Source organism: Stenotrophomonas sp. (genome assembly GCF_032103445.1).
In the GTDB taxonomy this organism is placed as follows: domain Bacteria; phylum Pseudomonadota; class Gammaproteobacteria; order Xanthomonadales; family Xanthomonadaceae; genus Stenotrophomonas.
The window spans coordinates 55,073-68,788 of record NZ_DAMDFR010000004.1; the positions used below are offsets into that span (position 1 = coordinate 55,073).

At 66.4% G+C, this 13,716-nt stretch carries 11 protein-coding genes; 9 read left to right on the forward strand and 2 right to left on the reverse strand.

Annotation, left to right across the window (positions count from 1 at the left end; translation table 11 throughout):
• Window positions 1-37: 37 nt before the first annotated feature.
• Both gpmA and RT551_RS02620 read right to left on the reverse strand, forming a co-directional pair.
• The gene (gpmA, locus tag RT551_RS02615) at window positions 38-787 is read right to left on the reverse strand and encodes a 2,3-diphosphoglycerate-dependent phosphoglycerate mutase (protein WP_313455533.1); all 750 of its coding nucleotides are present in this window, start codon (window positions 785-787) and stop codon (window positions 38-40) included.
• A 66-nt stretch (window positions 788-853) separates the two neighbouring features.
• On the reverse strand, window positions 854-1,882 hold the full coding sequence (locus RT551_RS02620; protein WP_313455535.1) for a cation diffusion facilitator family transporter: 1,029 nt from the start codon (window positions 1,880-1,882) through the stop codon (window positions 854-856).
• Window positions 1,883-2,082: 200 nt separating this feature from the next.
• Here RT551_RS02620 and RT551_RS02625 point away from each other — a divergent pair, with 200 nt between their 5' ends.
• From RT551_RS02625 to RT551_RS02665, 9 genes are all read left to right on the forward strand, one after another.
• Entirely contained in the window at window positions 2,083-3,489 is a 1,407-nt protein-coding gene (locus RT551_RS02625) for a GGDEF domain-containing protein (RefSeq protein ID WP_313455537.1), read from the forward strand.
• A gap of 277 nt (window positions 3,490-3,766) precedes the next feature.
• Complete coding sequence (locus RT551_RS02630) at window positions 3,767-4,093, forward strand: hypothetical protein (RefSeq protein ID WP_313455539.1); 327 nt, start codon at window positions 3,767-3,769, stop codon at window positions 4,091-4,093.
• Window positions 4,090-5,667, forward strand: coding sequence for a PepSY-associated TM helix domain-containing protein (locus RT551_RS02635; protein ID WP_313455541.1), 1,578 nt, complete (start codon window positions 4,090-4,092; stop codon window positions 5,665-5,667). Before RT551_RS02630 ends, RT551_RS02635 begins: the two co-directional genes overlap by 4 nt.
• Window positions 5,664-5,990 (forward strand): DUF3325 domain-containing protein, encoded by a 327-nt coding sequence (locus RT551_RS02640; RefSeq protein WP_313455543.1) that lies wholly within the window; start codon window positions 5,664-5,666, stop codon window positions 5,988-5,990. Before RT551_RS02635 ends, RT551_RS02640 begins: the two co-directional genes overlap by 4 nt.
• Before the next feature lie 22 nt (window positions 5,991-6,012).
• Entirely contained in the window at window positions 6,013-8,235 is a 2,223-nt protein-coding gene (locus RT551_RS02645) for a TonB-dependent siderophore receptor (protein ID WP_313455545.1), read from the forward strand.
• A 105-nt stretch (window positions 8,236-8,340) separates the two neighbouring features.
• A complete protein-coding gene (locus RT551_RS02650) occupies window positions 8,341-9,453 on the forward strand; it encodes a metallophosphoesterase (protein ID WP_313455547.1) in 1,113 nt (370 codons plus the stop codon).
• A gap of 97 nt (window positions 9,454-9,550) precedes the next feature.
• The gene (locus RT551_RS02655; RefSeq protein WP_313455549.1) at window positions 9,551-9,937 is read left to right on the forward strand and encodes a BlaI/MecI/CopY family transcriptional regulator; all 387 of its coding nucleotides are present in this window, start codon (window positions 9,551-9,553) and stop codon (window positions 9,935-9,937) included.
• The gene (locus RT551_RS02660; RefSeq protein WP_313455551.1) at window positions 9,934-11,421 is read left to right on the forward strand and encodes a M23/M56 family metallopeptidase; all 1,488 of its coding nucleotides are present in this window, start codon (window positions 9,934-9,936) and stop codon (window positions 11,419-11,421) included. The genes RT551_RS02655 and RT551_RS02660 overlap by 4 nt, the downstream gene beginning before the upstream one ends.
• A gap of 110 nt (window positions 11,422-11,531) precedes the next feature.
• The gene (locus RT551_RS02665) at window positions 11,532-13,682 is read left to right on the forward strand and encodes a TonB-dependent receptor (RefSeq protein ID WP_313455553.1); all 2,151 of its coding nucleotides are present in this window, start codon (window positions 11,532-11,534) and stop codon (window positions 13,680-13,682) included.
• Window positions 13,683-13,716 lie beyond the last annotated feature (34 nt).

Consider the following 13,716-nt stretch of genomic DNA (forward strand, 5'->3'; position numbering starts at 1 on the left):
GCCACGCAGGGCGTGGCTCTACGGGGGACCGGGAGGGTTACCTGGCCTTACCCTGATTTGCCACGGCCTCAGCTGCCTTGCGCGCCGCTTCCGGGTCGCCCAGGTAGCGGAACGACTGCACGCTGAGGTCGTCATTCAATTCAAACAGCAGCGGAATGCCGGTCGGGATGTTCAGTTCCAGGATGGCTTCCTGCGAGACGTTGTTGAGGTACTTGTACAGCGCGCGCAGCGAGTTGCCGTGTGCGGTGACCAGCACGGTCTTGCCGTCCTTGAGCTGCGGCGCGATCGAATCGAACCAGTACGGCAGCACGCGCTCCAGCGTGGTGGCCAGCGATTCGGTGCCCGGCAGCGCGTTGCGGTCCAGGCCGGCGTAACGACGGTCGTGGATCGGGTGGCCCGGGTCTTCCAGGTCCATCGGCGGCGGCGGAATGTCGTAGGAACGGCGCCAGATCTTGACCTGGTCCTCGCCGTGCTTGGCGGCGGTTTCGGCCTTGTCCAGGCCCTGCAGGCCACCGTAGTGACGTTCGTTCAGACGCCAGCTCTTGCTCACCGGCAGCCAGTCCTGGTCCAGCTCGGCCAGGGCCCCCTGCAGGGTGTGGATGGCGCGCTTGAGCACCGAGGTGTGGGCCACGTCGAACTGCAGGCCCTCTTCGCGCATCAGCTTGCCGGCGGCAGCGGCCTCACGGCGGCCCTGCTCGGTCAGTTCCACGTCCACCCAGCCGGTGAAGCGGTTGTCCAGGTTCCACTGGCTCTGGCCGTGGCGCAACAGTACGAGTTTCCGGGTCACTGCAGTTTCTCCAACAGGTGGCAAGGCAGACCGCCATTGTAGCGGCAACCCTGCCCCCTGCCCCGCTCAGGCGTGCGGGTGGCCATGGTGGCCCTGGGCGTCCGGGCCGCGCCGGGTGGAGCCATGCTCGTGGGCATGGCCGGCATGGTCATGGCCATGCCCATGATCGTGCCCGTGATCGTGCCCGTGGCTGACCGTCGGCTTGCCGTCGGCGCAGTCATCTCCACAGTGGTCCACCTCCACCTGCAGGGTCACGTGGTCGATGCCGAAGTCTTCATGCAGCGCGCTGCCCAGCTGGCGACGCAGGGCGTCGGCGTCCACACCATCGGCCATCACCACGTGTGCGGTCAGCGCCGGGGTGCTGGAGGCCAGCGCCCATACGTGCAGGTCGTGCACGTCGCGCACGTCCGGGTGCGCGCACAACCGTGCGCGTACGGCATCGACCTGGATGCCCTTGGGCACGCCTTCCAGCAGCACGTTGATGGCTTCACGCATCAGCACCCAGGTGCGCGGCAACACCCACAGGCCGATCAGCACCGCCAGAATGGGATCGATCACCTTCCAGCCGGTCCAGCGGATCAGCAGCGCGCCCAGAATGACCGCCACCGAGCCGAGCATGTCGGCCCACACTTCCAGATAAGCCCCTTTCACATTGAGGCTCTCGCCGCTGCCCGCGCGCAGCAGGCGCATCGAGATCAGGTTGATCGCCAGCCCGAAGGCAGCGATCACCAGCATGCCGGTGGAGGCGATCTCCACCGGCTGGCGGAAGCGCGCGATGGCTTCCCACAGAATGTACGCGGCCACCACGAACAGCAGCGCGCCGTTGATCATCGCGCCCAGCGCTTCCAGCCGCGCGTAGCCGTAGGTGCGGCGTGCGTCCGGTGGCCGCCGGCTCAACCGCACCGCCACCAGCGCGATCATCAGCGCCAGGGTATCGGTGGCCATGTGCGCCGCGTCGGACAGCAGCGCCAGGCTGTTGGTCCAGAACGCCCCCACCACCTCCACCAGCAGGAACGCGCTGGTCAGGCCCAGCGCCCACCACAACGGCTTCTCGTGGCGGATTTCGCTGGGCAGATGATCGTGGTCGTGACCCATGGCAACAGCTCCTGTGCAAGGGCTACAGGCTAGCGCGGCCGGGCGTGAGGAGACTATTACGGTGTTTATAACATTCCAGAAATGACGCTCCTGGGCGCGACCAATCGTCGCAGGTGCGACAACTTCGCCTACATCTTTGCGGTCAGCCACCGATACTGATGTTTTGAGTCATAGGTCACAGTTCCGTGCACACGATATCGATGGACCGCGCCAGCCAGGCGTTGATCGCCGCCTGGCAGCTCAGCCTGCAGGAAGCCGGCGCGGAGGCGATGACACTGATGCAGGAGATGGCCCCTGAAGTGGCTCCCGCGCTGGCGGAAAACTTCTATGTGGTGCTGCTGGAAGATCCGCGCGCCGCGCGCTATCTCTCACACGATCAGGTCCGTCAGCATCTGCAAGCCTCGATGCAGCGCTGGCTGCAGCAACTGCTGGTGACGATTCCGGCCTCTGTGCCCGCCAGTGTGGGTGCGCAGCGGGTCATCGGCGACGTCCACGCCCGCGTCGGCATCCCGGTGGATCTGGTGACGCGCGGTGCCCGCGTGCTGAAGCGGCACCTGTTCGCCGAACTGCAGGGGCGCGCTTCCAGCGCCGACATTGCCTTCCGCGCGATCAACGCGCTCAGCGCGGTGATCGACATCGCCATGGAAGGCATGACCCTGGCCTATGCGCATGCACGCGAGCGCTCCGCGCGCACCGATTCGGCCTATCGCCTTTTCTCGCTGGTACAGAATGTCAGCACCGAACGCGAGCGCCAGCGTGCATTGCTGCTGGACTGGGAAAACGGCCTGCTTTATGCCATGGCCAGCCAGCGTGCCGAGACGGAAGGGGCGTGGCTGGCCGAGTCGGAATTTGGCCTGTGGTTCACCCACAAGGGCCGTCCCAGCTTCGGCGAAAGCAGCGAAACCCAGCAGATCGACGCGTTGATCAAGCGCATCGACGCGCGCCTGCCGGATGCGCTGACCCATACCGATTTCCGCACCCGCATGCGCGCCCTGCTGCACATCCGCAAGAAGCTGGAGCAGATCCGCACCCTGCTCGGCATGCTGTTCGAGCGGGTGGGCGAACTGGACGCCGGCAGCGACGCCCTCACTCACCTGCTCAACCGCCGCTTCCTGCCCACCGTGCTGCGTCGGGAGATCGAACTGGCGAGCAGTTCGCATACACCGTTCGCGGTACTGCTGCTGGACCTGGACCACTTCAAGGTGATCAACGACACACACGGCCACGACGGTGGCGACCGCGCCCTGCAGCACGTGGCCGGGCTGCTCAGCCAGTTCACCCGTGGCAGTGACTACCTGTTCCGCTACGGCGGCGAGGAGTTCGTGATCGTGCTGGTGGCGGCCACGGTGGACCAGGCGGTGTCGATTGCCGAGAACCTGCGCGGACACATCGCGCGCAGCCCGCTGACCCTGCCCAGCGGGCAGGAACTGGCGCTGACCGCCAGCATCGGCGTGGCCGCACACGATGAGCACCCGGATTTCGAGCATCTGATGGCGCGTGCCGATGCCGCCATGTACGAGGCCAAGAAGCGCGGCCGCAACCGGGTGGTGCTGGCCAGCGACGATCTGCCGCCGGCTCCCGATCGACGCATGCAGCACCGGCGCTGAGCGTTGCGGCGGCCCCGAAGAGCGGGGCTTGCCCCGCTGGACATTGCGGCCTGACCGTAGAGCGGGGCTTGCCCCGCTGGACATTGCGGTCGGCCCGTAGAGCGGGGCTTGCCCCGCTGGACGTTCGCCGCGAAAAGCAGCGGGGCAAGCCCCGCTCTACGACCTGTCAAGCTACGACCGTAGGTTCAGGCATCCCCCAAACGGGGGATACGCCCCTTGCGACGATCTCAAATAATAGTGAGTCGCAATTGCCACGCCGTTCTCAACGACATCCGTGATGTCCTCCGCCCCGCCTCCCGTATCGCCTGCCCGGCGCTCCTTCCCTCGCCGCAACGGCAATGCCCAGCTGTGGGCGCGTGGGCTGCTGGCGCTGATCGGTGGCTATGCGGTGGCGGCGGCCTGGGCCGACGGCCTGGCCCGCCTGCTGCCGGGCAGTCCCGCTGACGCCGCGCTCGTCGCCACCATGGCCTCCTTCGTGGTCTACGCGCTCGCCGCGATCTGGACGTATGCCGCGCGCAGCACCCCACGCGCGGTCATTGGATTGACCGCGGCGATCGCCCTCGGCGTTGCGCCCGCCGCGCTGCACGCGCTGGGGTTCGCATGAGCCAGGGATTCCGTCAGTCACAGGCGGTGCTGCACACCTGGTCCGGACTCGTCGTCGGCTGGGTGCTGTACCTGATCTTCATTGCCGGCACGGCCAGCTACTGGCGCAACGAGTTCACCCGATGGATGCAGCCGGAACTGGGGCTGCCGGCCGCGTCTGACGTTGCACTGGATCACGCACAGCGCTTCCTCGCGCGTACCGCGCCTGACGCCACACGCTGGTCGATTGAACTGCCGGGTTCCCGCAGCAATGCCACCACCGTGCGCTGGCAGCCCAAAGACGCGCCCGAGCCGAAGCGCGGCCAGCCCAACCCCTGGCAGGCCACTCTGGATGCCTCAGGCAATCCAGTGCAGGCGCGCGACACCCGCGGCGGCGACTTCTTCTATCGCCTGCACTTCGACCTGCACTACGTGCCGGTGCTGTGGGCACGCTGGTTCGTGTGCTTCTGCACGGTGTTCATGCTGGTGGCGATCATCAGCGGCGTGATCACCCACAAGAAGATCTTTGCCGACTTTTTCAGCTTCCGCCGCGGCAAGGGTCAACGCAGCTGGCTGGACGGCCACAACGCGCTGGCGGTGCTGTCGCTGCCGTTCCACCTGATGATCACCTATACCGGCCTGATCACGCTGATGACGGTGTACATGCCGTGGGCGGTGCAGGCGAATTTTGGCAGCCGCGACGCGTTCTTCGCCGAGCTGTTCCCGCGCGAGGCCAAGGTGCAGCCTGCGGGGCAACGCGTGGTCATGCCGGCGCTGGCAACGCTGATGGACAGCGCGCAGCGGCAATGGGGCAATGGCCATGCCGGTTCGGTGCTGGTCGACCATCCCGGCGACGCGGCCATGCGCATCACCTTCCGCCGCGACAGTGGCGACCGCATTGCCGACAACGGTGAGGCGCTGCGCTATGACGCCCAGGGCGCACTGCTGAGCCCAGTCGCCGCGCGCTCGGCGGCAGTATTCACCCGCGACGGCATGATCGGCCTGCATGCCGCGCGCTTCGCGCCCACGCTGATGCGCTGGCTGTTCTTCCTGTCCGGCGTGGCCGGCACCCTGATGGTGGCTACCGGGCTGGTGCTGTGGACGGTGAAGCGCCACGAGCAGCTGCCCGATCCGTCCCAACCCCCGCGCGCGTTCCGCTTCGTGGAACGCATGAACATCTGCTTCGTTGCCGGCCTGCCGCTGGCGATGCTCGCCTTCCTGTGGGGTAACCGGCTGCTGCCGGTCAGTCTGAGCGGGCGTGCGCAGACGGAAATCACTGTGTTCTTTGCGGCATGGGCACTGTGCCTGCTGCATGCCAGTCTGCGTACGCCGCGCCGTGCATGGGCCGAGCAGCTGGCGGTCGCTGGCACATTGGCGCTGCTGATGCCTGCATTCAATCTGCTGGCCTGGAAGGGCGGGCTGTTTACCGCCGTCGCCGAGGGCGACAGCGCCAAAGCCGGCATCGACGTGGGGCTGTGCTTGCTGGGCGTGGCCTTGCTATGGGCGGCGCGCAAAGTGCATCGCCATGTGCCGGCACCGCGCCGCGTCCGTGCATCGCGCGCCGCCGTGGTGGCCGCAGACGGAGCAGGCGCATGAGCGTGGTGGCGTGGCTGCTGGCCGTCGCAGGATTTACGGCGCTGGCGCTGTCGATGGACCGCCACCATCGCGATGTGTTCGGCGCACTGCCGACGCCAAAGCGCCGCCGCGGGCTGCGGGCCGTGGGATGGGCCGCCGTGCTGGCCTCCGTCACCTGCTGCATCGTCGGCTGGGGCGTCGCCTACGGCGTCATCGCCGGCCTGGGCGTGATGGCCGCCGCTGCCGCCCCTCCGTTGTTTTGGCTCAGCTATCGGACCGCACCGCGTGCGCGTCCTTCGCCAGGCGCTCCGCCCGCCCGCGCCCCGCGCGATTCCGCTTCCTGATTTCTGCTACCCCGAGGTTTCCATGATCCGTGAATTCCTGCCCGGCGCACCGCGCCGGAACACCCTGGCGCTGTGCCTGGCGCTGGCTGCTGCGCCTTCGCTGGCACTGGCGCAGAGCGCCGCCAACGCGCCCACCACCACCGAACTGGACAAAGTACTGGTCACCCAGCGCACCGAGGGTTACCAGGTCTACGGCACCAACACCGCCACCAAGCTGCCGCTGACCCTGCGCGAAACCCCGCAGTCGCTGACCGTGTTCACCCGCCAGCGGATCGAGGATTTCAACCTGATCACCATCGCCGAGGTGCTGCAGCAGACCCCGGGTGTCACCGTGCAGTCGTACGACAGCAACCGCACGCTGTTCAACGCGCGTGGCTTCACCATCAACAACTTCATGTTCGACGGCGTGCCCACCAACTACACCACCGGTGCCGGCGGCAACTCGATCCTGAGCGACACCTCGATCTACGAGCGCATCGAAATCGTGCGCGGGGCCAGCGGCCTGGTGACTGGTTCGGGCAATCCGTCGGCCACGGTGAACATGGTGCGCAAGCGCCCCACCGATACCTTCCAGGCCAGCACCAGCCTGAGTGCAGGCTCCTGGGATTACCGACGCGCTGAAGTGGATGTGGGCGGTCCGCTCACCGCCAGCGGCCGCGTGCGTGGTCGCTTCGTCGGGGCGTACACCGACAAGGAAAGCTGGGTGCGCTTCCAGCACGACACCTCGCCCAGCCTGTACGGCGTGATCGAGGCCGACCTGACCGACAGCACGCGCCTGCGTGCCGGCATCGACTACCTCAAGACCGAATCGGACGGTGGTGCCTGGAGCGCCTCGCCACTGTACTTCCGCGACGGCAGCCGCGCGGTCATGCCGCGTTCCTACAGCGCCGCTGCGCGCTGGAATGAATGGAACCGCGAAAGCACCAATTACTTTCTGACCCTGGAGCAGCAGCTGGGCGCAGGCTGGAGTGGTCGCATCGCCTACAACCACCGCGCCACCGACACCGACTCGCTGCTGCTGGCCGGCTCCAACACCGGCAACTGGGCCGACCCTGTCACCGGCCTGGGCCTGCGCATCGCCGATACCTACTCGGTGTCGGAAACCCGCGAAGACGCCTTCGACCTGTATGCCTCCGGTCCGTTCCAGCTGTTCGGCCGCCAGCACGAGCTGGTCGTGGGCGTGAATCACTACGACCGCGACCTGGACACCATTCGCGCCGGCATCACCTCGCGTCCCTACAACGTGGCCGCCTTCCCCAGCATCTTCAGCTGGGACGGCAATATAGGCAAGCCGACCACGTTCAACTACGGCATTCCGTCGAGCACGGTGAACACCACCGAAACCGGCTACTACGCGGCCGCACGCCTGAATCCGATCGACCCGCTGAAGGTGATCGCCGGCGTGCGCTATTCGGACTACCGCACCACCACCGACAACTACGACGTCAACGGCAATTTCACCGGTCGCAGCGCACGCACCACCGCGCACGAGCCCACACCGTATTTCGGCGTTCTGTACGACCTGAGCAGCAGCATCACCGCCTTCGCCAGCTATTCGGACGTGTTCCAGGCCACTGCCCTGCGTGACATCAACAACCAGCTGCTCGACCCGGTGACCGGCAGCAACTACGAGTATGGCTTCAAGGGCGAGTTCTTCGGTGGCCGCCTGTACGGCTCGCTCAACGGCTTCTATATGAAGCAGGACAACGTGGCCACACGTGACCCGGCCGGGGCCGACGTGATCCTGCCGGACGGCGGCGTGCCCTACATTGCCAGCAAGGGCATCGAGACCAACGGTGCCGAGTTCGAGGTGTCCGGTTCGATCACCGATAACTGGAGCATGACCGGCGGTTACACCTACGCCTACAGCACCAACCCGGATGGCAGCCGCTTCGCCAGCACCAGCCCGATGCAGCTGGCGCGCTTCAACACCACGTATCGGCGCGGTGACTGGATGGTTGGCGGCGGCTTCACTGTGCAGAGTGAGATCTACCAGCTGCAGCCGATTCCCACCGGTCGCTACACCGCGGCCGGTGCGCCGGTCACCGCCACCGGCAAGATGCGCCAGGGTGGCTACATGCTGTTTGATCTGATGGGGCGTTACCGGATCAATGACCACATGAGCGTGGGCGTGACCGTGACCAATGTGTTCGACAAGGTGTACTACCGGAATGTGGGCTTCTTCAATTCCGGGTACTGGGGTGAGCCGCGGCGGGTGTTGTTCAATCTGCGCGCGAACTTCTGACCGTAGCGGACGTGGCGTCGTGGGTGGTTCGGGCAGTCCTGGGGTACGTTGACACGCATGGCGTGTGACTACGTAAGATGGCCTTCTTTGCTGTTGGAACTGCCCATGACGTTGCGCCCGGTATTGGCCGCTGCTCTGTTACTCGCGGCCGGGTTCGCCACGTCCGCCCGTGAGGTCGCCGCCCCGGCCGAACACGTTGATGCGGACGGCCCCTATGTGTTTCTGACCGGCGACGGCCATCAGGCACAGTGGGTGTGCGATGACCATGTGGTGCGGCGGGATCTGCCTGCGCATGGCCGCACCACGGTGGTATTGCCCGAATGCGGCTATCCGCATGCGCTGGACATCAGGCCACTGATCTCCCCTGCGCCCGCACGATTGCCGGCAGTGCCACGCATCGTGGCGCTGTCCGACATCCATGGCCAGTATGGCCTGCTGGTGCAACTGCTGCGCGCACATCACGTGATTGACGACCAGGACCACTGGTCGCTGGGTACCGCCACCCTCGTGGTGGCGGGCGATGTTTTTGATCGCGGGCCGCAGGTCACTGAAGCCTTCTGGTTGTTGTACAGCCTGCAGCAGCAGGCGGCCGATGCCGGCGGCGCGGTGCACTTCGTGCTGGGCAACCACGAGACCATGGTGCTGTACCGCGACCTGCGCTACGTCAATCCCAAGTATCTCAAGAGCGCACGCCTGCTCGGCCGCACCTATCCGGGGTTGTATGCCACCGATTCGGTGATCGGCCAATGGCTGCGCACCCGCCCGGCCTTGCTGCAGATCGGCGACACCCTGTTCCTGCACGGCGGCATCGCGGCTGAGAATGTCGATCTGGTGCAGGCGCTGGAAGCCACCAATGCGCTGTACCAGGCCTCGCTTGGCGTGCCGCGCGAGCAGGTCAAAGCCGCGCCGGACAGCGCGCGCCTGTTTGATGGCAAGACCAGTCCGATCTGGTACCGCGGCTACTTCGATGGACGCATGGACACCGCGCAGGTGGATGCCCTGCTGAAACAGCTGGCGCTGAAGCGGATTGTGGTCGGACACACCTCGATGCCGCACGTGAGCACGTTCCATGGTGACCGCATCATCGCGATCGACGGCAGCATCAAGAACGGCGAGAACGGCGAACTGCTGTTCATCGAGGACGGCGTGCTCAGCCGCGGCTTGCTGGATGGCTCACGCGTGCCGTTGGCCGAAGGGGTGATCGGTACCTCGGATTGATGTATGTCGGCGTTCCCGGATCAGCCTGATACCAGGGGTTGCGCTTCATGCGACATATGTCGCATGCTTGCGACACCACATCCATCAGGCTCCCGCCATGGTCCGTCCCCCCACCCCCTCCAACGCCGAGCTGGAACTGCTCAAGTGCCTGTGGCGGCTGGACGCCTGCAGTGCCCGCGAACTGCACAACGGCATTGCCGCCAGCCTGGACTGGTCCTACTCCTCCACGCGCAAGACGCTGGAACGCATGGTCGACAAGGGTCTGGTGACGGAAACCAACGAACACGGCCTGAATGTCTACCGCGCCCAGGTCGGCAAGGTCGCCACGCTGGCGGCCTTGAGCGCGGATTTCGCCCGCCGCGTGCTGGAACTCGACGGCGCGTTGCCGGTGCAGGCCTTCGCCGACAGCCGCCTGTTGAGCGAACAGGAACTGAAGCAACTGGAGGCGTTGCTGCACGCGCGTGACCCGGAAGACGCGCCATGAGTGCCCTGTCCCTGCACACGTGGATGCTGTTGGCGCTGGGCAGCGTGGCCAGCGCCGCGCTTGCACTGGCCCTGGGCCGCATGGTGCAGCGGCTGTGGCCGCAGACGGTGTCTACCCCGGCCGTGTGGTTCGCGGCGTGGTGTCTGGCGGTGCTTCCCCCCCTGCTGTCGGTGCTGCTGGCAGGCTGGGCCCCGGCCCCGCTGGCGGCACTGCCGGTTGCGCTGCCCCTTCCGCTGGCGTTGGACAACCCCGCGACGACCCTCGACGCAGTCGTCTCGCCTGGGCAGGGCTGGCCCTCACTGGGGGACGTGCTGATGACAGCCTGGCTGCTGGGTTCGGCACTGGCGCTGTTGCGCCTGCTCGCCGGAAGCTGGACCGCGTACCGGGTGGTGCGCGACGCATCGGAGATCTTGGACGCGTCCAACTGGCCAGGCCCAGCAAGCGCGCAGCAGGTGCTCGCCCTTCGCGCGCAGGGCATTTCAATCCGCCTTACTTCACACGCGATGACCCCGTTCGCCGTGCGCTGGCCGCGACCGACCATCGTGCTGCCCGAAAGTGCGTTGCACCACTTCAGCGACCTTCAGCTACGCCTGGTGCTGCGGCATGAAGCCGCGCACCTGGAGCGTGGCGATCCGCAACGCGCCGGCTTGATGGCGATGGTGGGCGCGCTGTTGTGGTTCAACCCCTTCGTGCGGCGTATCGCTGCTCGTGTGCAGATGGCCGCCGAACTGCGCTGCGATGCCATGGCGCTGGCCGGCGACGCCGTCGCCGGCCGCAGCTTTGCCGTCGCCTACCTGGGCGCACTGCGCCTGGCCGGACACGGCAGCGCGCCCGGCCCGGTAACCGCACTGACCCACCGCGACATGGCCGGCCACCAGTTGCGCATCCAGCACATGCTGCGCGGTGGCAGCGCGCTACGCACCTCTTGGCCAGGCCGTGTCGCCGTGCTCGCTGCGCTGCTGGTCAGTGGTGCCGTCATGACGGTGGTACAGGCGGCCGCGCTGTCACCGGCTCCGCTGCCTCCGTTGACCACGCTCAGCAGCATGAGCGTGGCGATGGCACCGGCATCGATCGCTCACCTGGTGGCAGCGGAGCAACGGTTCAGTGCACCGCTGGCGCGGGTGCGCATCAACAGCCACTTCGGCGACAACGACGGCATCCGTCAGCGCGCGCATCGTGGCACCGACTTTGCCGCACGCGTGGGTACGCCCGTGATGGCACCGGCGGATGGCGTGGTGTTGGCTGCCACACCGAATTACCCCGAGGGCGATCAATACGGCACGGTGGTCGTGATTGATCATGGCAACGGTTGGCAGAGTCTGTTCGCGCACCTGGACAGTACCGGGCTGAAACCTGGCCAGCGCGTGCGCCGCGGTGATCTGGTTGCACGCAGTGGACGCAGCGGGCGCGTGACCGGGCCGCATCTGCACTGGGAGCTGCTGTTCAACGGTGAGCGGGTGGATCCGCTGAAGCACCTGCAGTAGCGGGGAGCGCGACAGCGGGGCAAGCCCCGCTCTACGGGGGCCGTTACCTGCAGCGGGGCAAGCCCCGCTCTACGTCATTCATTTTCCTGATCTGCACAGGAGGTTGTTGCATGCCTGCACGTTGTCCCGCCCTGCTGGTGTTGCCCGCGTTGCTGGCCGCACCTGCCGCCGCTCAATCGCCGCCCGCGACCGAACTGGACACCGTGCAGGTGCAGGTCGAACGCTACGACGCGCGTCGCGATGACGGTGCCACCCGCATCGTGTTTGATGCCGGCGCGCTGCGCCAGTATGGCGACACGGCCCTGCTGGATGCGCTCAAACGGTTGCCCGGCGTCAGCGTGGTGCCCGGAGCGCCCGGCCGTCCAGGGGGCATCACGCTGCGCGGGCTGGGCAACGGATACACGCAGATTCTGATCAACGGGCAGAAAGCACCGCTGGGCTTCGATCTGGATTCGCTGAGCCCGGACATGGTGGAGAAGGTGGAGATTCTGCGCGCTCCCACTGCCGACGTGCGCGGCGAAGCCATCGCCGGCACCCTGAACATCGTGCTGGTGTCCGGGGCCGAACGTGATACCGACACGGTTACCGCGAACTGGAGCGTGAACAACGGCCGCAGCACACCGTCCGTGTCCTGGCAGCGCAGCCGTCGCAGCGACGGCCACAGCCACACGATCACTACCACCGCCACCCGCCGTGCGTTTCTGGTGGAGGAAGTTGCCACCGAAACCGTGATTGACGCCACAGGTCAGCCCACAGCGCTCCGCCAGAGCGCACTCCGCGCCAGTGGCACCCGGGAAGCGCTGGTGGTCACTCCCAGTCTTGAGCTTACCTTCGACAACACCGATACACTGGCCCTGCAGGCCTACATCGATGCCAGCCGCTTCCAGCGCCATATCGACATCGACTGGGACACGCAACTGGGCGAGCCGCTGCTGCACACCCAGTACCAGCAGCAGACCAGGATCGATCTGATACAGGCCAACGGCAGTGCGGAGTGGACGCATGCGCTGGACGCCGGCGGCAGCTTCAGCAGCAAACTGGCGCTGGGGGGCAACCACGAACGCTACCGTTATCGCGAACAGGGCCAGGACGCGCAAGGCCAGCAGAACCTGGACGACCACACCGACGCGCGCCTGAACGTCCGCAACGCCAACAGCACCGGCAAGTGGGCACTGCCCTCGCGTGGCCGGCACACGCTGCAGCTGGGCTGGGAAGCCAGTCTTGACCAGCGCGACGAGGAACGGGTCCAGCTGTTGCGCCCGATCGCGGGCCTTCCCGGCAGCATCAGCGACCTTTCCTTTGACGCCCAGGTCGACCGCCTGGCGGTGTATGCGCAGGACGACATCGAGATTTCCCCACGCTGGTCGCTGTACCTGGGCACGCGCTGGGAGCACATCAGCACGCGCAGCAGCGGCAGTGGTTTCGATTCAATCCGGCAAACCGACAGTGTGCTCTCCCCCATTCTGCAATCGCGCTGGAAGCTGCCTGGCAAAGGTGATCGTCAACTGCGCCTGGCACTCACGCGCACCTACAAGTCGCCGACGCTGGGTTCGCTGATTCCACGCCCGTACACCTCGACCAATAACCGACCATTGAATCCTGACGAACAGGGAAATCCGGCACTGCGGCCCGAACTGGCCAGTGGCGTTGACCTTGCCTACGAGGTGCAACGAAAGGACGGCGTGCAGTGGAGCATCGGCGGTTACGCCCGGAGGATCCGCGATGTGGTCCTGACCGACACGACATTGCGCAATGGGCGCTGGGTGGCAACGCCTCGCAACGGGGGTTCTGCGCGCAGCTGGGGCGTGGAGATGGATGCGAAAGCACCGTTGGACGCAGTGATCGCGGACGCGCCGGATATCACGCTGCGTGCGAATGCCACCTACAACGCATCGCGGGTGGATGAGGTGCCCGGACCCGACAACCGGCTGGACGGGCAACTGCGTTTCACGGGTTCACTGGGCGCGGATTATCGGATCGATCCACGCTGGAGTACCGGGGCCAGCTACACGTGGCGCAGCGGCGATGCCACCCGGGTGAGTACCTGGCAGACCGATCTGGAAGGGTGGAATCGCGAGCTGGATGTGTATGTTGTTCGCGCTTTCGGACCACGCAATAAAGTGCGGTTCAGCGTGGGGAACCTGCTGCATCCGGATACGACTTCGGGTCAGCGTCTTTCGGACGATACCGGGACACAGACGCTGCAGCGCGAACGCCGCATCACGCCCACCTGGCGCCTGCAATGGGAGTTTTCCCTGTAGAGCGGGGCTTGCCCCGCTGGAACGACCGCGCAAA